Below are 16,879 nucleotides of genomic sequence, written 5' to 3'. Positions count from 1 at the left end.
GGATATGGAACGACTTCTTTGCATCTGTTTCGGCGCGGGCCTGCTGCGCCCGGCGCCGGGAACATGGGCTTCGGCCATCGCGGTGGCGCTTGGGCTGATCCTGCACCGGATCGGGCATTTCCCGCTGCTGGCGGTGGCGACGGTTCTGGTCACGCTGGCAGGCTTCTGGGCGGTGCCGCGCTATACGGCAGGCATGGCCGATCCCGACCGCAGCGAAATCGTGATCGACGAGGTCGCGGGGCAATGGCTTGCCCTGTGCTTTCCGTCCTTCGGCTTCTGGATGATGGGCCTGCCTGCCGATAATTTCCCCTATCCCGGCTGGGTCGCGGCCTTTGTCTTTTTCCGGCTGTTCGATATCTGGAAACCATGGTTGGTCGGGCGCGCGGATCGCGACGGCGGTGTGGCGGGCGTGATGAAGGACGATCTGTGGGCCGGGCTGTTCGCGGGCATCGCCACGGTCATTGCGGCGGGTGCCTTTCACATCCCGATGATGCTGGCATGAGCCTGGCCGCCCGGGTCCTGCAGGCCGCCCGCGACCGTGGCGTGATGATCGCCACGGCGGAAAGCTGCACCGGCGGCCTGATCATCGGTGCCCTGACCGAGGTGCCCGGCTCCTCGGACGCCGTAGATCGCGGCTTCATCACCTATTCCAACGCCGCCAAGCAGCAGATGCTGGGCGTGCGCGCCGAAAGCCTGCGCGATCATGGCGCCGTCAGCCCCGAGGTCGCGGCGGAAATGGCCCGTGGTGCATTGCACCGCTCTGACGCGGGGATCGCCGTGGCGGTCACGGGGATTGCCGGGCCGGGCGGATCCGATCACAAACCCGAGGGTCGCGTCTGCTTCGGGCTGGCGCAGCCGGATGGCGTCAGGGTCGAGACGGTCGAATTCAGCGCGATCGGGCGCAGCCATGTCCGCGCCGCCACCGTCGATCACGCGCTGAACCTGCTGCTGGACGCGCTGCGCGATCAGCCCTGAGCCAGCAACGCGCAGAAGCGCAGCACATCCTCGTCAGGCGTGTTCCACGCCGTCACAAGACGCAGCGCCACCATGTCATCGCCGCCCGGACAAGGATCCGGCCAGAGGTGATAGATCACCCCCGCCGCCTGCGCCTTGCGATGCAATTCGACCGGAATCCGCGCAAAGACCGCGTTCGACTGACGCGGCACCATCAGGCTGCCGCCGGCGGCCAGCACCCCTTCGGCCAGCCGCGCGGCCCGCGCATTGGCCTGCGCCGCCAGATCCAGCCACAGCCCGTCACTGGCCAAAGCCAGCATCTGCGCCGCCAGAAAGCGTTGCTTGGAAAAGACATGGCCCGATTGCTTGCGGCGATAGTCAAAGCCCTCGGCCCGGGCCGGGTCGAAGAACACCACCGCCTCGGCCGCCATGGCACCGTTCTTCGTGCCGCCGAAACACAGCGCATCGACGCCCACCTGCCAGCTCATCTGCGCCGCTGATGCGCCCCGCGAGGCCACGGCATTGGCAAAGCGCGCGCCGTCCAGATGCAGCGGCAGGCCGGCCTTGTGGGTGATGGCGGCAAGGGCCGCAACCTCGCCCACCGAATAGACCGTGCCCCATTCCGTCGCATTGGTGATCGAGACGGCGGCATTGCGCCCGCCGTTCAGCCCCTCGCTCTCTCCGCTACGGATCGCGGCGGCGAGGGTTTCGGGAGTCAGCTTGCCCGCGTCACCCGGCAGCGTGATCAGCTTGGCCCCGGCCGAAAAGAATTCGGGCGCGCCGCATTCGCTGGTCTCGATATGGGCATCCTCGTGGCAATAGATGCGGCCATAGGGTGGCGCGATCTGCGACAGCGCCAGCGCATTGGCCGCCGTTCCCGTCGCCACAAAGCGCAGCACCGCCTGCGGCGCCTGCAGCAATTCGCGAAACACCGCCTCGGCCCGCGCGGTGACGGCATCGGCGCCATAGGCCATGACCGCGCCGTCATTGCAGGCGGTCAGCGCGGCCAGAACCGCCGGATGCGCCCCCCAGGCATTATCCGAAGAAAAATTCACGCCAGATCCTCGATGATGTGATCTTCCCAATCCTCTTCGCTGATGGTCAGCTCATTGACCGTCCAGCCGCGCACGCTGACCCCGGCCCTGTGCACCGCTTCGCGATCGCCCGAGATCAGGTAATGCCACTTATACAGCGCCCGCCCCTCGTGCCGTAGCCGATAGGCGCAGGTCGAGGGCAGCCAATAGGCGGTTTCGCGCACCTTTGCAGGCGTCAGAACCACGCATTCCGGCACGAATTGATGGCGGTTGGCGTAATTGCTGCATTGGCAGCTTTGCCCGTCCAGCAGCTTGCAGGCGATGCGGGTAAAGGCCAGTTCGCCCGTATCCTCATATTCGATCTTGTTCAGGCAACATTTGCCGCAGCCGTCGCACAGTGCCTCCCATTCATCGGGGGCCAGATCGGCAAGTGGCAGTTCCCAGAACCTGTCGCGCATCACAGCCGGGCCAGAATGTCCCGCGCCTGTTCGGCGTCACGGGCGATCTGGTCGATCAGCACATCCACGCTGTCGAATTTCTCTTCGTCGCGCAGGAAATCGACCAGGGCGACCGACAGGTGCTGCCCGTAAAGATCGCCGTCGAAATCGAACAGATGCACCTCCAGATTGGGCTCATTGCGGCCAAACATCGGGCGCACGCCGATGCTGGCAACGCCGCCGCAGGACAGCCGGTTCGGCCCGGTCAGCACATCGACCAGCACCGCATAAACGCCCAGACGCGGCAGGTGCAGGTCATCGATCTTCATATTCGCCGTGGGCCAGCCGAAGTCGCGGCCACGCTTGTTGCCGTGGATCACCTCTCCCTCGATGCGGTGCAGGTGGCCCAGCATGCGGTTGGCATCCGCCACCCGCCCATCGGACAGCGCCTTGCGGATCGCGGTCGAGCTGTAATCCAGCCCGTCCTCTGCCGCCACAAGCGGCACCGAGGTGACGCCGAACCCCATCTCATCCCCCAGATCGCGCAACGTCTGCACCGAGCCCGCACGATCCTTGCCAAAGCAGAAATCAGAGCCCACGGTCACATGGCGCACGCCCAGACCATCGACCAGAACCCGCTGCGCGAAAGCCCGTGGCGTCAGACCGGCCAGAACCGGGCCAAAGGGCAGTTCATACAGATGCTGCACGTCCAGACGGGCCAGCCGGTTGGCCCGGGATTCGGAATTCATCAGCCGGAAGGGCGGCGCGTCAGGGGCGAAGAACTGGCGGGGATGGGGTTCGAAGGTCAGGATGCCCAGCGGCGCATCGCTGGCCTGCCGGGCCGCGTCGATGACGGCCAGATGGCCCCGATGGATGCCGTCGAAATTGCCCATGGCGACCGACGCCCCCCTGGCATCGGCCGATAATCCTGTCCAATCGCGATGGATCTGCACTGCGCCCCCACTGGGGCCAATGGTCGCCCCGTCAGTCGAACTTGCGGCTTGGCGCCAATACAACAGCCTCACCTTTCAGAACGACGGTATCACCTACGTAACAGCAGGTTGCAAGCGTGACACGTCGTTTTGCATGCTGGATATCCTCGACCGCGACTTCGGCGCGGACCATGTCACCGGGACGCACCGGCGCCATGAATTTCAGCGTCTGCGACAGATAGACCGTGCCATGCCCCGGCAACTGTTCCCCGATCACGGCCGAGATCAGCCCCGCCGTCAGCATGCCATGGGCAATGCGGCCTTCGAAGATGGTATCCTGCGCATAATCATCATCCAGATGCACCGGGTTGTGATCGGTCGAGATCTTTGCAAAGCCTTCGATATCCTCATCGGTGATCTGCTTTTGCAGATAGCGCATCATCCCGATTTCCAGGTCTTCAATGACGATCGTGCCGCGTGGCAGATTATCCAGCATTGGTCGCCCCATCATGGTTGCCTTGGCTGTTTGACTGAAATGCTGCATAGCAGCATACGGCCCGGAAAGCAACTAAATAACAAAGTTACGCTGTGTTTTGTTATCTTCTTGCTTAACGATTTTGACGCCGGACCACGAAAAAACCCGCGCCAAAGACGCGGGTTCGATCAGGTTTCAGACCATGTCAGCGCAGGCGGCCGATGCTGAATTCTGGCGACAGCGTGTGGCTGGCCAGCCATTCCTCCAGCCGCTGCGGCTCGGGGTTTTCGACGTCAGCGCCGAAATTGTCAGCCGCCAGCCCGCCAGTGACGAAAAGACAGTCGATCCCTTCCTGCTGCGCGCCGCGCACATCGGTGTTGATGCCATCACCGATCGCCAGGAAACGCGCAGTCTCGGGCAGGTTCAGCAGACGCTTGGCCCGCTCGTAGATCGGCGGATGCGGCTTGCCGAAATACAGTGAAGTCCCGCCCAGTTCCTCATAGAACTCGGCCAGAGCACCCGCGCAATAGATCCGCGTCTCGCCCATATCCACGACGACATCGGGATTGGCGCAAAGCAGCTTCAACCCGCGCTCGCGCGCCTGAAGAAAGCGGCTGCGGTAATCCTCGGGCGCCTCGTTCACCTCATCAAAGGGGCCGGTGACGACCACGCCCTCTGCCTCGTCCAGCGGTACCCGCGTCACGGCGGGGGCATCGGCCCATTGCGGGGGGATGTCCTCGAAGAAGCCATCATCCTTGGACAGACCGACATGCCAGACCTTGCGGCCCACCGCGCCGTCCAGCATCGCCTCTTGCGCGGCATCACCGGAACTGACCACCATATCCCAGGCATCGCGCGGCACGCCCATACGATCAAGCTGGGCGATCACATATTGGTTCGGCCGCGGCGCATTGGTCATCAGCACCACGCGCCCGCCGCTGCGGCGATATTCCTGCAGCGCCGCCACGGCGGCAGGATAGGCAGCCTTGCCATTATGCAGACAGCCCCAGAGGTCGCAGAACACCGCATCGTAATTCAGCGAGATCTGCGACAGGGACGGAACGATGCGCGTCATTATACGGCCAGAACCGGGATGATCTGCTTCTTGCGGCTCATCACGCCGGGCAGAACCACGGTATCGCCCTGAACCGAAACGCCAAAGCTCTTCTCCGCGACCTGCTTGACGTAATCATTGGGCACCAGCAGCGTCGCCTGTTCATTCAGGATATCGACGACGAACAGCAGCACCTGATCGGCGCCATCGGCGGCCGCGACGGTCGGCATGGCTGCCAGCAGCGCGTCCTTGCGGTCCAGCAGGACCTGCGGCGCGGTGGTTTCCAGAACCGAGACGCGCAGCTGCTTGCCACCCAACTCGTATTCCTTGCTGTCCATGCGCAGCAGCTCTTCTTCCGAGAAGGCGCTGACATCGGATTTCGCCGCGAACATCTCGGCCGCATATTCGCTGACATTCACGCCCAACTCGCCCGCCAGCTTTTCGGCCACGGCACGGTCATGCGCGGTGGTGGTCGGGCTGCGGAATTCCAGCGTGTCGGACAGGATGCAGGTCAGCATGGCGCCCTTGATGCCTTCGGGCATACGCGCCATGTCGTCGCCGATCAGATCATGCATGATCGTGGCGGTGCAGGCCAGCGGACGGATGGTGATATTGATCGGGGCGCGGGTCTTGATGCCACCAGCCAGCATGTGGTGGTCGATGATCTCGATCACATCGGCATCATTGATGCTGGCGGGCAATTCGCCGGGGTTATTGGTGTCCACGATCACGCATTGATCGCCTGCAGCCACGTCCGAGAAGATTTCGGGCTTGTCCAGGTTCCAGCGGCTCAGCATCCAGGCGGCCTCGGTATTCGGCTCACCCTGCAGCAGGGCCTGTGCGGGGGTGTTGCGAACCTCATTCAGATACCAGGCCCAGATGAGGGGAGAGCCGGTCGAGTCTGTATCGGGGGCCGTGTGGCCGAAAACCTTGATCATGGATGCTCCTTGGGGGGAATTTGTAAATCGCGCGCCTTATAGGCCGCGCGCGCGATCTTGTCCATGAAAGGGCCGGGAAAGGATCGGGGTTTCAGCGGGTTCAGGCCCCGTTCCGGCGGGACGGAACAGGGTGGCCGGCGCGCAATCCGGCGACTTTGTGCCGGATCCGGCCCTGCCGCCGCCGATGGTGGTCTGACCCGACCGCAGATCGCGGAATTTCATCCCGAAACGCAAAGGGCGCCCCGGTGGGACGCCCCTGCAACAGCTATGGTCCGGCGATCAGGCCGCGCGCGAGGTCAGGACCTCTTCCACGCTTTTCTGGGCGGCGCCTTCGTCCAGCCCCTTCACCGCCGCGACTTCGCGGGTCAGGCGATCCAGCGCGGCTTCGTAAAGCTGACGCTCGGAATAGGACTGCTCGCGCTGGTCGTCATTGCGGTGCAGGTCGCGCACGACCTCGGCAATCGACATCAGATCGCCCGAATTGATCTTCTGGTCATATTCCTGTGCCCGGCGCGACCACATCGCGCGCTTGACGCGGGCCTTGCCTTTCAGCGTGTCCAGCGCCCGGTCGATCAGGTCGGGGGTGGACAGGCCACGCATCCCGATTTCGGTGGCGCGCGCGGTCGGGACGCGCAGTGTCATCTTGTCCTTATCGAAGGAGATAACGAACATTTCCAGTTGCAATCCGGCAACTTCCTGCTCTTCGATCGAGACGATCCGGCCAACGCCATGGGCGGGGTACACGACAAAGTCATCAGGGCGGAATTCGTTCTTCTTGGCTTTCGACATCTGGCTTCCTCTGGATGGCGTCCTTGCATTCAGGACACAAAGAACCGCGAGCGGCGTTCACCGCATCGGTTCGCTTTATTTCCATGTTGTATTTCCCTTGCCCGGCAAAGGGTGAGGGAGTCACGATTTCGACGCATCATGGCCGCGCCCGTTCCTTTTTCGGCACACGGGTCAGACGCGTTTATAACGAATATATAACACAAAAACGCGTCTGAAAAAAGTGACGCCTGCATGGCGCAAAAAACACATAATATACATGCATTTCAGCAGGATAACAAATTTGATCACGCGAATGTTAGCGCATTATCCCGCGAATCGCTTACATTTTCATGACGGTTTCAACCCATTGCAGCGATCCGGGGCCGCTTAATCGCCCTCGCCCGGCGCTTCCGAGAAATATTTCTCCAGCTTGCCTTCGACGCCATCCATTTCGGCGGCACTCTCCATCGGATCTTTCTTCTGGGTGATCACCGGCCATTGCTCGGAATATTTGCGATTGAATTCAACCCACTTGTCCATGTCCGGCTCGGTATCCGGGCGGATCGCATCGGCCGGGCATTCAGGCTCGCAGACGCCGCAATCAATGCATTCGTCGGGGTGAATGACCAATGTGTTCTCGCCCTCGTAGAAGCAATCCACCGGACAGACCTCGACGCAGTCGGTATATTTGCACATGATGCAATTATCGGTGACGACGTAGGTCATGGCGTACTCCAGCTTGATCCGCTGGCTAGTTACGCCCGGCCACGCAATCAATCAAGGCCGCGCTATCCGAAAAGACAGCATTTTCGCGCGTCAACTTGCTGCGAAAACGGGCGTTCGCGGAAATATCTGCGGGGCGAATTTCTGTCCGCTGGGTTAGATCGCGTCTTCGGGCTGATCCTCGCCCAGATCCTGATACAGGCCCTGCGCCTCGCTGGCCGGGCCGCGCCGCGTGCCAAGCGCCAGCACCCGCAACGCCCGCACCCGCCCAAAGGCCGAGACGACGATCTCATCCCCGACCCGTACCGCCTTGCCGGGCTTGCGGCAGGGTTGACCGTTCAGCCGGATGCCGCCGCCCTCGACCCTCTCTGCCGCCGCTCCGCGCGACTTGAACAGTCGCGCGAAGAACAACCATTTATCCAGCCGCAGCTCTGCCGTATCAGTCATCTGCTGCGCTTTGCCCCGCAGGGCGCGGGCCGGAATCGGCGGTCATCATTACGGCATCCCATGCTTCGACGTAACGCCGCAATTCTGACGGATCACGGATCAGAAATCCAGATCAGAGCCGCGATCCTGCAGCCAGTCGGCCCAGTTCCCCTCGGCCTCTTGCCCATCCGATGCCAGGGCCGGGTCCTCTTGCGCCCCGGCCTCGGCAACACGCATCGGCAGATCGTCCCCGGCGGGATCCTCTTGCGGCGATGCAGCCGCCGAGAAGCGGAAATCATCGGCATCCGCGCCCAGCGTGCCCGCGCCGATCAACTCGTCCGATCCTTCCTGCGTCTGGTGCCCGTCGGTGGACCTGCCGCCGCCATCCGGGGTCAGCAGCCCTTCGCGGCTGACCATGGTGACATCGGCCGAGGTCAGCCCGAAATTCGACGCCAGCCCGTCCTCCATGATCTGGTCATGGTGGAATTCAAGCTGCGAGCGCTTCATCGAGGCCAGTTCGACCCCCTTGAAGACAAAGCTCTGCCCCGTCGCGGTATTCGCGATCACCAGATCGCCGCCATCCTGCTGCACGCTGACATTTTCGCGTGAGCCGTAATAGAGGAAGCTGATCTTGTCGGTCGCGGGGTTGAAATCGGTGATCTCGGTCGTCTTGTCCATCTGATGCGACAGGATATAGGTCGTGTCCTCATCGCGGGGACCCTTGCCCTGTTCCCAGGACAGCGCGCCGCCGACATCCTCGCGCATATGTTCGTTCTGCACGACGCCCAGGGCCTCGATCGGCAGATCCTTCATCGAGATGCCCTTGATGATCTGGCTGCCCGCGTTCCAGGGGTTGAAGATCGCGGTTTCGCCTTCGGTCGTTTCGGTCATGATCATCGCGTGGACCGAGTTTTCGCCGAAATCCAGACGGTCCACCGCCGGATCGAAATCGGTGATATCGGGGCCGTCCGTCGCGACGGTATAGACCTTTCCCGCGTTCTTGACGTCCTGATCCTGCTGTTTGTTCTCTGCCATCTCTGTCTCATTTCCTTTTCTGCGTGATGTCCGGTTTTCGTGGCGGGCCGCGATGGGCCATGAGGCCAAGAACCGGATTGCCCCCAATCGGGCGCCGCAGACGCTCTGGCCAAATCCGAAGCCTGTCAAAGCCGCCTTTCTGCGGGTTGCGGTTTGGTGCGAACCGCCGATGCCGCGCCTGCGGAAAGATGCAAACGGGCAATTTCGCGCCGCGCGAAACGGTTCAGCAAAGGGCTGTTCGAAAGATTGCCGAGGCAGGCCGATTCCCGCAGCATGAAAGCGCCGGAAGGGCAAAAGATTTTGATTTTACGGGGAAATATCTGGAAACGGCGCTAGAAAGCCGCCAGATCCGGGTCGACCCGCAGCAGGCCCGCGCGCCAATCCGGCACCGGATAGGGATCGGGCCAGAACTCGGTCTGCTGCCGGATCAGCCCGTCCTGAACCTCATGAAAGGTGATGACCCGCGCGACCATGGGCAGGTCAGGCTGCGTCACACGCACATCGCTGACAACCTGCGGCCCGTCCCCCAGAAGGCTAATGATCTGGAACCGCCAGCCGCCCTGCCCCGGAAAGGCGCCATTCACGGCGGCGAACTCATCGCGGCCCGCGATCACCTCGGCCGATTGCGGCCAGAGGCCCTGGAAATCGTCAGAGAGAAAACGCCGCGCCACGTCGCGCCAGTCGTTCCCGTTCATCGCGGTCCAGAAGTCGCGGACCAGATCGGCGGGAACGACAGGGCGCAACGGCTTACTTCTTGTCCTTCAGCGCCGCCAGCACCGCGAAGGGGCTGTCGGGATCGGCCTTCTTTTCGGGCCGCGCGCTGTAGGTCTTGGGGCCCGAGGGCTTGCCGCCCTTCTTGCCACCGCCGCCCTTGCCGCGTCCGGGCTTGCCGCCCTCACGACCCGGCTTGCCGCCGCCTTCGCCCCGGTTTTCACGGCGCTGGCCCTGACCCTGACCGCCCGCATTGCGGCGGCCCTGCCCTTCGCCATGACCACGGCGATTGCCGCCGCGTGGCTTGGGTGCCCAGCGGAAGGTGTAAAAGACTTCCATCTCCTGCTCGGCAGGCTCGCCTTCGCCTGCGGTCTGGGCATCCTCGCTGGATGCTGCAGTTTCGGCTTCGGCCTCGGCGCGACGCTTTTCGGCCTGTTCGGCTTCCCATTTGGCGCGGGTTTCGGCGGCCAGAACGCTTTCCTCCTCGGTCATCGGGTTTTCCGATGCCTCACCCTCGGGGGCGGCAGATTCGGCGACCGGCTCGGCGGGTTTGACCTTGGCACGCTCGCCCTTTTCGGCGGCATAGCCCAGTCCCTGCATCAGGGCGGCGAATTGCTCCAGCGTCATGCCGGTGATCGACAGCATGTCGGGATTTGCCTCGAACCCGCCGCGCGTGTCCTGCGCGCGCAACAGATCGGCCAGACGTTCCAGCATGTCGATGCGGATCGCGCGTTCGCCCGCGGGACGATAGCCCGACAGCGTGTAATAGCCATCCGGCACTTCCGGGATATGCGGGATCGTCACCAGACCGGGCGGCGGGCTTTCGGGGAATTCATCCAGATTTTCGTTCAGCGACCACAGCACCAGACGCAGCCGCGTCGGCGCGGGCTTCAGCAGCGCGGGCATGAAGATGGTGAACTGGCCAAAGCGGACGCCATGCTTGCGCAGCGCGCCGCGCGCCTCTTGATCCAGTTCCTTGACCTCGGCCGCGACGCCTTCGCGGGGCAGCACGCCAAGCGCCTCGGCCAGACGGAAGGCAAAGCCGCGCGCCAGACCGGTCAGCGCCTCGTCCTTCTGCATGGCGATCAGCGGCTCGAACAGGGCGGCCACCTTGCGGTCGATGAAATGCTGCAGGCGACGGCGAACCTTTTCGGCGATCTCGGGCCCGGCCTCATCGTCGACAAAGACCTGAACCGAGGGGCTCAGCGCATCCGCGCCCTTGACCAGCTTGCCGACCGCCGCATCGCCCCACATCAGGCCGCCCTGTTCGGTGAAATCAAGCTCGGTATCGGGGGCGTTGTAGAAACGGTCTGCGCGCAGATTGAACTCGGGGCGCAACGCCTCATAGCTGGCGCGGTTCAGCATCCTTGCCTCATCCGCGGTCGCCGTCTGATCAGGACGGAACCGGAAACCCTCAAGACGGCCGGCGAATTCGCCCTCGACCGTCACTTCGCCCTTGTCGTTCACTTCAGCCACAAGGCTCTCCTTCTGCTTGAGCCGGCGCAACAGCACCGAGGTGCGCCGGTCCACAAATCTTTGCGTCAATGCCGCATGCAAGGCATCTGATAAACGGTCTTCTACAGCGCGAGTTTCCTCGCGCCAATGGCTTTCATCTGCAACCCAGCCATTCCGTTGTGCGACATATGTCCACGTCCGGATATAGGCCAGCCGTTTCGAGATCGCGTCGATATCGCCATTTGTCCGGTCGATCCGCTTGATCGCGCGCGCCAGCCATTCCGAGGGAACGCCACCATCTTGCAGGAAACCAAAGATTCGCGCCAGCAGACTGGCATGTTCCGCCGGAGAAATCCCCCGGAAATCCGGCACCCGGCAGACATCCCACAGCTGGCGCACATCGGCGCCGCCCTGCACCCTGTCCCGGATCTCGGGGATCTCGCGCAGGATTTTCAGGGCGTGCAGGTCATCCGCCTCGCGGCCCCGGCCCAGAAGCTCGTGCCCCGAAGGCGCTTCAAGGCTTTCCACCAGCCGGTCCATGGTGCCGAATTCCAGCCGGTCATTGCGCCATGTCAGCCGCTGGATCGGGGCGAAACGGTGGTTCTCGATGGCGTCGATCAGGCCTTCATCCGGGATCTCGGCCTCTCCGGTGACGCCGAAGGTGCCGGATTCGGTGTGTCGCCCCGCCCGGCCCGCGATCTGGCCCATCTCATGCGGGAACAGCGGGCGCACCCGGCGGCCATCGAATTTATGCGTCGCACTGAAGGCCACATGGCGCAGATCCAGGTTCAGCCCCATGCCGATGGCATCGGTCGCGACCAGGTAATCGACCTCTCCGGCCTGATACATGGCGACCTGCGCATTGCGCGTCCGCGGGCTGAGCGCCCCCATCACCACCGCGCAGCCACCCTTTTGTCGCCGCAGCAATTCGGCCATGGCATAGACGTCATCAACGCTGAACCCCACGATCGCGGATCGCGCGGGCATCCGGCTGAGCTTTTTCGAGCCCGCCCAGGACAGCGTGGAAAACCGGTCGCGGCGCTGGAACTGCACATCCGGCAGCAGCGCGGCAATGGCCGGGCGCATCGTGTCGCTGCCCAGCAGCAGCGTTTCGTGCAGGCCGCGCATGTTCAGCAGCCGGTCGGTAAAGACATGGCCGCGTTCGGGATCGGCGCAAAGCTGGATTTCGTCGATGGCCACGAAATCGGCGGCAATGTCGGGCATGGCCTCGGTCGTGGCCACCCAATATTGCACGCGGTCGGGCACGATCCGTTCCTCGCCCGTGATCAGCGCCACGACCGAGGGGCCGCGCGCCCTGACGATGCGGTCGTACACCTCGCGCGCAAGCAGGCGCAGCGGCAGACCTATGACACCGGTGCGATGGGCCAGCATCCGCTCGATCGCGTAATGCGTCTTGCCCGTATTGGTCGGGCCAAGGACAGCCGTCACCCGGCCACGTTGTTGAACTGTCATAAGCTAGATTTCGGTGCCCGTTTGCTGACGTTGCAGGCGCGCCACGCCGTCAATCGCCTCTTGCTGATGCGGATGGATCTTCAGGCTTGCCTGATAGGCAGCCAACGCCCTGTCATGGTCTCCGGTTTCCTCCAGCATCGCGCCCAATTGCGTCAGCGCGGCAAAGTGACGCGGCTCCAGCCGCAGGGTCTGGGCCAGATCGGCCAGCGCGGGCCCGTATTGCCCGACCGTCGCATAGGCCGCCGCGCGGGTCTGAAACCCTTCGGCAAATTCGGGCGCGTGATCGGTCAGGGCCGTCAGGTGGCCGATGGCGACCTCGGCCTCGCCTTCATCCAACGCCTGCTGGCCACGTTGCAGCAACAGATCCATCGCCGCCGATCCCGATTTCGACCATTCCCGCAGGATATCCGATTCGGCGAGGCGCCAGCCCTCGCCCTGCGGCTCTGCCAGCCGCTGAAAAAGCGCGTCCATATCCGCGCTTTCCTGCGCCCATGTCGCATTCGCCACAATCGTTGCGATAAAAAGCGTTGCGGTCATAGTTAAAATGGTCAGAACTCTGTGCAAGGGTTCCGCGACGATATGGTGGAAAATGTGGGTCTTTGCGCACATATCTGCAATGTAACCAAGCGGCTGGTCCATTTCCAGCCATAGCGCGATGAGAGGTAAGAAATGAGCGATGTTGTGAACGCCGCGGTCGAGCGGCTGAGCCAGAAGATCGGCACCTTCGACTCGAAGGCGAAATTCGTCATCGAGGGTGAGGGCGCGATCATGATCGACGAAAACGGCGTTCGTGCAGGCGATGAAGAGGCCGAGGTCACCCTGACCGCCAGCCGCGAAACCTTCGAGGCGATCCTGGACGGCAGCGTCAACCCGGCCACCGCCTTCATGACCGGCAAGCTGAAGCTGGACGGCTCGATGCCCGTCGCGATGCAGCTGGGTCAGGCTCTGGGCTGATCGCCCGGACCGCGCGGATCATGCAAACCGCCCCGTTCCGCCAATTGCCGGGCGATCAGCTTCGCCCGGCGCAGGCCTATTGGGTCCAGACCGAAGACGGGCTGCGCATCCGCGTGGCCCATTGGCGGGCGCAGGGCGATCCGCGTGGCACCGTGCTGCTGTGCCCCGGCCGCACGGAATATATCGAAAAATATGCCGAAAGCGCCGACCGGCTGACCGCCGCCGGTTATGAGGTGATCTCATTGGACTGGCGCGGTCAGGGGCTGTCGGCGCGGCTGCAGGACGATCCCCGCCCCGGCCATATCGACAGCTTCGCCCAATATCAGCACGATCTGGTGGAAATGGTGGTCGCGGCCACCGAACTGGACCTGCCCCGTCCCTGGCATCTGCTGGCCCATTCAATGGGCGGCTGCATCACATTGGCCGGGCTGCATGCGGGGCTGGAGGTCAGCTCTGCCGTCTTTTCGGCGCCCATGTGGGGCATCAATCTGGGCCGCATGCCGCAGGGCTTTGCCATCGGACTGGCCTATCTGGCCGGGCGTGTTGGCCGCGGCGGGCGCGCGGTTTTCGGGAAGGGCGGCACCTATACGCTGGACGAATCCTTCAGCGCCAATCTGCTGACCGAGGATCCGGGGCAATGGTCGCGCATGCTATGCGAAGATGCGGCCTGGCCCGACATGACCATTTCCGGCGCCAGCTTCACCTGGGTGAAAGAGGCGCTGAACGAATGCAGCCGCCTGTCGCAACTGGACGCGCCGAATGTTCCCGCGCTGGTGTCCCTGGGCAGCGAGGAAAAGGTCGTCTCCGCGCGTGCCATAAGGGATCGCGTTGCAAGCTGGCCGGGCGCCGAATTGCTGGAAATCGACGGCGCGCGGCACGAGGTGATGATGTGCCTGCCCGAACGCCGCGCGGCCTTTTTCGACGCCGCGCTGGCCCATTTCGCCCGCCATTCGGATCGCTGATCCCGCCCGCCCGGAAAACCGCTATGACGGCATCAGGGCGGGTCTAGCTTTCCGGCATCAGCTCTTCGGGCAGCCGCATGCGGACACGCTTGATCCGGCGCGGATCGGCCTCGACCACCTCGAACTGGATCCCGGCCTCATTGGTGACGATCTCTCCGCGCTGCGGCACGCGCTCGGCCAGGACCACGATCAGCCCGCCCAGCGTATCGACATCTTCTTCGTCGCTGGCATCGTCCAGCCGGAAACCGGTCTTTTCCTCCAGCTCATCCAGCGGCATCCGCGCCTGCACCAGCCATTGTCCGGGCTTTTCCAGCACGCACATGCTGCCTTCGGCCTCATCATGCTCATCCTCGATCTGACCGATGACCTGCTCGATCAGATCCTCGATCGTGACCAGACCATCGACCCCGCCATATTCGTCGATCACCAGCGCCATATGGATGCGGCGCTGCTGCATCTGCTGCAACAGCACACCGATATACATCGAGGGCGGCACGTACAGCACCTCGCGCAGCATGGTGCGGATTTCAAAGGGGCCGCTGGCACCAAATCCATGCTTCAGCGCCAGATCCTTCAGATGGACCATGCCCAGCGGGCTGTCGAGATTGTCGTGATAGATCGGAATGCGCGAAAACCCGTGCTCGCGGAACAGTTCGACCAGATCATGCAGCGCGATTTCCTCGGAGGCGGCGACCATTTCGGCCTTGGGGACGGCGACATCCTCGACCCGCTTGCGGCGCAGGTTGATGATGCTGGGCGCGGTGCTGCTTTGCGGCAGGATCTCTTCCTGCGCGGGTTCGTCCTCCCCCCCCGTCAGGGCATCGAAAAAGCGCCCGAAAAAGCTGCGAGAGCTGGGCTGGTCCCGTTCGTCCCCCGCTGCGCCATCAGGCGCGGATGCGGCGTCATCGCCAAGGGGGTGGGCGGGTAATCGGGGTTCGGAACTCATCGGACCTTCTCTAGATAGGGATCGGGAATATTCAATGTTTCAAGGATGGAACGTTCTGCCGCTTCCATGGTTTCCGCGTCGGGATCGTTCTCGTGATCGTAACCCAGCAGATGCAATGTCGCATGGACCAGCAGATGGGTGACGTGATCGGCCACGGGCTTGCCCTGCGCCTGCGCCTCGGCCAGGCAGGTGTCATAGGCGATGGCGATATCGCCCAGTTCCTCTTCGTCCGGCAGATCGGGCGTCGCGCCCGGCGCATGCGGCAGATGCTCGACAGAGGGCCAGGACAGCACATTCGTCGCACGCGGCTTGCCACGGAAATCGGCGTTCAGCGCGGCGATGCGCTGGTCATCGCAGCCCAGAACCACGACCTCGCCGCCGATATCGTGCCAGCCCAGTGCAGCAGCCACGGCCCGCTGCGCCAGATCCTCAAGATCCAGATCGTTCCACCTGTCATCCTCGATGACGCAATCGGCCGTTATCTCATCAGGCATCGCTGCGCTTTGCCCGCCGCGGAACATAGCCGCCACGGTGCTCCTCTGTTTCGCCGCGCGACAGGGCGGCGGCATCCTCGGCGTCATAGGCCTGAATGATGCGGGCGACAAGCGGGTGGCGGACCACATCCTTGGCGGTGAAATAGCTGAAGCTGATGCCCTTGACGCCATCCAGAATGCGTTCGGCATCGACCAGCCCGGACTGCATCCCGCGCGGCAGGTCGATCTGCGTGCGGTCGCCGGTGATCACCATCCGAGAGCCCTCGCCCAGACGGGTCAGGAACATCTTCATCTGCATGGTGGTGGCGTTCTGCGCCTCGTCCAGCACGACAAAGCTGTTGGCCAATGTGCGGCCGCGCATGAAGGCCAGCGGCGCGATCTCGATCCGCTTTTCCTCCATCAGCTTCTGCATCTGCTTGCTGGGCAGGAAATCGTTCAGCGCATCGTAAAGCGGCTGCATATAGGGATCGACCTTGTCCTTCATGTCGCCGGGCAGAAAGCCCAGACGCTCGCCCGCCTCGACGGCGGGGCGCGACAGGATGATGCGATCGACATGGCCGCCGATCAGCATCGTCACGCCCACGGCAACCGCCAGATAGGTCTTGCCGGTGCCTGCCGGGCCGATGCCAAAGGCCAGCTCATGTTCGAACAGCGCGCGGACATAGGCCTTTTGCGCCTCCGTGCGCGGCTCGACCGATTTCTTGCGGGTGCGCAACTCGTAATTGCCCGCCCCGAACATCTCGATCTGTTCCGAAGGGCTGGTCTCATCGCCGGGATCCACGCCCATGCGCAAAGCGGCCTCGACCTCGGCCATTTCGACGCTGCGGCCCTGTTCCAGCCGGGCATAGAGCCCGCGCAGGATCAGCGCGGCCTCGGCCTGCGCCTCGGGGGCGCCGACCACGGCAAGCTGGTTGCCGCGACGCAGCAGATGCACGTTCAGCGCCTCTTCGATACGGGCAAGGTGGCGGTCATTCGCGCCGCACAGATCGATCAGCAACCGATTGTCGGGAAATTCCAGCAGGGTTTCGGCGGGCGGGGTCGAAACGGGGGGCGTCGGCGTCAGGCCCAAATTCTTCTCCAACTAAGGCGTCTGCTTTCCATGGTGGCG

The 16,879-nt window shown here is 63.5% G+C and carries 20 protein-coding genes; 4 read left to right on the top strand and 16 right to left on the bottom strand.

Annotated features, from left to right (window positions below; all coding sequences use genetic code 11):
- Positions 1–4 precede the first annotated feature (4 nt).
- Together JHX87_RS01730 and JHX87_RS01725 are read left to right on the top strand one after the other, a co-directional pair.
- Positions 5–502: a phosphatidylglycerophosphatase A family protein gene (locus JHX87_RS01730; RefSeq protein ID WP_271884705.1), complete on the top strand. Its 498-nt coding sequence runs from the start codon at positions 5–7 to the stop codon at positions 500–502.
- Positions 499–975 (top strand): CinA family protein, encoded by a 477-nt coding sequence (locus JHX87_RS01725; protein ID WP_271884704.1) that lies wholly within the window; start codon positions 499–501, stop codon positions 973–975. Before JHX87_RS01730 ends, JHX87_RS01725 begins: the two co-directional genes overlap by 4 nt.
- Here the strand turns inward: JHX87_RS01725 and JHX87_RS01720 are convergent.
- The 13 genes from JHX87_RS01720 to JHX87_RS01660 form a co-directional block, all read right to left on the bottom strand.
- Entirely contained in the window at positions 966–2,009 is a 1,044-nt protein-coding gene (locus JHX87_RS01720) for a threonine aldolase family protein (RefSeq protein WP_271884702.1), read from the bottom strand. The two genes, JHX87_RS01725 and JHX87_RS01720, sit on opposite strands and share 10 nt — an antisense overlap.
- Positions 2,006–2,446 carry a YcgN family cysteine cluster protein gene (locus tag JHX87_RS01715; protein ID WP_271884701.1) on the bottom strand — a complete coding sequence of 147 codons (441 nt, stop codon included), beginning with the start codon at positions 2,444–2,446 and terminating at the stop codon, positions 2,006–2,008. Before JHX87_RS01715 ends, JHX87_RS01720 begins: the two co-directional genes overlap by 4 nt.
- On the bottom strand, positions 2,446–3,378 hold the full coding sequence (locus JHX87_RS01710; protein WP_271884699.1) for a bifunctional riboflavin kinase/FAD synthetase: 933 nt from the start codon (positions 3,376–3,378) through the stop codon (positions 2,446–2,448). Before JHX87_RS01710 ends, JHX87_RS01715 begins: the two co-directional genes overlap by 1 nt.
- 31 nt (positions 3,379–3,409) lie before the next feature.
- Positions 3,410–3,853 carry a MaoC family dehydratase gene (locus JHX87_RS01705; protein ID WP_271884697.1) on the bottom strand — a complete coding sequence of 148 codons (444 nt, stop codon included), beginning with the start codon at positions 3,851–3,853 and terminating at the stop codon, positions 3,410–3,412.
- Between the two features lie 184 nt (positions 3,854–4,037).
- Complete coding sequence (locus JHX87_RS01700; protein ID WP_271884695.1) at positions 4,038–4,907, bottom strand: TIGR01459 family HAD-type hydrolase; 870 nt, start codon at positions 4,905–4,907, stop codon at positions 4,038–4,040.
- The gene (locus tag JHX87_RS01695; RefSeq protein ID WP_271884693.1) at positions 4,907–5,824 is read right to left on the bottom strand and encodes a manganese-dependent inorganic pyrophosphatase; all 918 of its coding nucleotides are present in this window, start codon (positions 5,822–5,824) and stop codon (positions 4,907–4,909) included. The genes JHX87_RS01700 and JHX87_RS01695 overlap by 1 nt, the downstream gene beginning before the upstream one ends.
- A gap of 279 nt (positions 5,825–6,103) precedes the next feature.
- Positions 6,104–6,613, bottom strand: a complete 510-nt coding sequence (locus JHX87_RS01690) for a CarD family transcriptional regulator (RefSeq protein WP_271884691.1) — start codon at positions 6,611–6,613, stop codon at positions 6,104–6,106.
- Positions 6,614–6,979: 366 nt separating this feature from the next.
- On the bottom strand, positions 6,980–7,318 hold the full coding sequence (fdxA, locus tag JHX87_RS01685; protein ID WP_271884689.1) for a ferredoxin FdxA: 339 nt from the start codon (positions 7,316–7,318) through the stop codon (positions 6,980–6,982).
- A 153-nt stretch (positions 7,319–7,471) separates the two neighbouring features.
- Positions 7,472–7,762, bottom strand: coding sequence for an RNA-binding S4 domain-containing protein (locus tag JHX87_RS01680; protein WP_271884687.1), 291 nt, complete (start codon positions 7,760–7,762; stop codon positions 7,472–7,474).
- Positions 7,763–7,861: 99 nt separating this feature from the next.
- Positions 7,862–8,776 carry a hypothetical protein gene (locus tag JHX87_RS01675; protein WP_271884685.1) on the bottom strand — a complete coding sequence of 305 codons (915 nt, stop codon included), beginning with the start codon at positions 8,774–8,776 and terminating at the stop codon, positions 7,862–7,864.
- A 332-nt stretch (positions 8,777–9,108) separates the two neighbouring features.
- Positions 9,109–9,519: a nuclear transport factor 2 family protein gene (locus JHX87_RS01670; RefSeq protein WP_271884684.1), complete on the bottom strand. Its 411-nt coding sequence runs from the start codon at positions 9,517–9,519 to the stop codon at positions 9,109–9,111.
- Positions 9,520–9,523: 4 nt separating this feature from the next.
- Positions 9,524–12,415: a helicase-related protein gene (locus tag JHX87_RS01665; RefSeq protein ID WP_271884683.1), complete on the bottom strand. Its 2,892-nt coding sequence runs from the start codon at positions 12,413–12,415 to the stop codon at positions 9,524–9,526.
- Between the two features lie 3 nt (positions 12,416–12,418).
- Positions 12,419–12,886 carry a tetratricopeptide repeat protein gene (locus tag JHX87_RS01660; RefSeq protein WP_272833798.1) on the bottom strand — a complete coding sequence of 156 codons (468 nt, stop codon included), beginning with the start codon at positions 12,884–12,886 and terminating at the stop codon, positions 12,419–12,421.
- Positions 12,887–13,084: 198 nt separating this feature from the next.
- Between JHX87_RS01660 and JHX87_RS01655 the strand changes: the two genes are divergently transcribed.
- Together JHX87_RS01655 and JHX87_RS01650 are read left to right on the top strand one after the other, a co-directional pair.
- Positions 13,085–13,369, top strand: coding sequence for an SCP2 sterol-binding domain-containing protein (locus JHX87_RS01655; RefSeq protein WP_271884681.1), 285 nt, complete (start codon positions 13,085–13,087; stop codon positions 13,367–13,369).
- Between the two features lie 20 nt (positions 13,370–13,389).
- Complete coding sequence (locus JHX87_RS01650) at positions 13,390–14,331, top strand: alpha/beta fold hydrolase (RefSeq protein WP_271884679.1); 942 nt, start codon at positions 13,390–13,392, stop codon at positions 14,329–14,331.
- Positions 14,332–14,374: 43 nt separating this feature from the next.
- On the opposite strand, the gene JHX87_RS01645 is transcribed toward JHX87_RS01650, so the two are convergent.
- Genes JHX87_RS01645 through JHX87_RS01635 form a run of 3 tightly spaced genes read right to left on the bottom strand, consistent with a single transcriptional unit; the run spans position 14,375 to position 16,840 of the window.
- Entirely contained in the window at positions 14,375–15,277 is a 903-nt protein-coding gene (locus JHX87_RS01645) for a hemolysin family protein (RefSeq protein WP_271884677.1), read from the bottom strand.
- On the bottom strand, positions 15,274–15,771 hold the full coding sequence (gene ybeY, locus JHX87_RS01640; RefSeq protein WP_271884675.1) for an rRNA maturation RNase YbeY: 498 nt from the start codon (positions 15,769–15,771) through the stop codon (positions 15,274–15,276). The genes JHX87_RS01645 and ybeY overlap by 4 nt, the downstream gene beginning before the upstream one ends.
- Positions 15,764–16,840 carry a PhoH family protein gene (locus tag JHX87_RS01635; RefSeq protein ID WP_271884858.1) on the bottom strand — a complete coding sequence of 359 codons (1,077 nt, stop codon included), beginning with the start codon at positions 16,838–16,840 and terminating at the stop codon, positions 15,764–15,766. Before JHX87_RS01635 ends, ybeY begins: the two co-directional genes overlap by 8 nt.
- Positions 16,841–16,879: the final 39 nt, after the last annotated feature.

Source organism: Paracoccus fistulariae (assembly GCF_028553785.1).
Classification (GTDB): Bacteria; Pseudomonadota; Alphaproteobacteria; order Rhodobacterales; family Rhodobacteraceae; genus Paracoccus; species Paracoccus fistulariae.
The sequence above is the reverse complement of the archived record's forward strand: the minus strand, read 5'-3'. Positions and strand labels throughout refer to the sequence as shown.

Bases quoted from the DNA above. Each gene is read 5' to 3' on its own strand.
- JHX87_RS01730 (WP_271884705.1), top strand. From the start codon at position 5: ATGGAACGACTTCTTTGCATCTGTTTCGGCGCGGGCCTGCTGCGCCCG.
- JHX87_RS01725 (WP_271884704.1), top strand. From the start codon at position 499: ATGAGCCTGGCCGCCCGGGTCCTGCAGGCCGCCCGCGACCGTGGCGTG.
- JHX87_RS01715 (WP_271884701.1), bottom strand. From the start codon at position 2,446: ATGCGCGACAGGTTCTGGGAACTGCCACTTGCCGATCTGGCCCCCGAT.
- JHX87_RS01705 (WP_271884697.1), bottom strand. From the start codon at position 3,853: ATGCTGGATAATCTGCCACGCGGCACGATCGTCATTGAAGACCTGGAA.
- JHX87_RS01700 (WP_271884695.1), bottom strand. From the start codon at position 4,907: ATGACGCGCATCGTTCCGTCCCTGTCGCAGATCTCGCTGAATTACGAT.
- JHX87_RS01695 (WP_271884693.1), bottom strand. From the start codon at position 5,824: ATGATCAAGGTTTTCGGCCACACGGCCCCCGATACAGACTCGACCGGC.
- JHX87_RS01690 (WP_271884691.1), bottom strand. From the start codon at position 6,613: ATGTCGAAAGCCAAGAAGAACGAATTCCGCCCTGATGACTTTGTCGTG.
- fdxA (WP_271884689.1), bottom strand. From the start codon at position 7,318: ATGACCTACGTCGTCACCGATAATTGCATCATGTGCAAATATACCGAC.
- JHX87_RS01680 (WP_271884687.1), bottom strand. From the start codon at position 7,762: ATGACTGATACGGCAGAGCTGCGGCTGGATAAATGGTTGTTCTTCGCG.
- JHX87_RS01675 (WP_271884685.1), bottom strand. From the start codon at position 8,776: ATGGCAGAGAACAAACAGCAGGATCAGGACGTCAAGAACGCGGGAAAG.
- JHX87_RS01665 (WP_271884683.1), bottom strand. From the start codon at position 12,415: ATGACAGTTCAACAACGTGGCCGGGTGACGGCTGTCCTTGGCCCGACC.
- JHX87_RS01660 (WP_272833798.1), bottom strand. From the start codon at position 12,886: ATGGACGCGCTTTTTCAGCGGCTGGCAGAGCCGCAGGGCGAGGGCTGG.
- JHX87_RS01655 (WP_271884681.1), top strand. From the start codon at position 13,085: ATGAGCGATGTTGTGAACGCCGCGGTCGAGCGGCTGAGCCAGAAGATC.
- JHX87_RS01650 (WP_271884679.1), top strand. From the start codon at position 13,390: ATGCAAACCGCCCCGTTCCGCCAATTGCCGGGCGATCAGCTTCGCCCG.
- JHX87_RS01645 (WP_271884677.1), bottom strand. From the start codon at position 15,277: ATGAGTTCCGAACCCCGATTACCCGCCCACCCCCTTGGCGATGACGCC.
- ybeY (WP_271884675.1), bottom strand. From the start codon at position 15,771: ATGCCTGATGAGATAACGGCCGATTGCGTCATCGAGGATGACAGGTGG.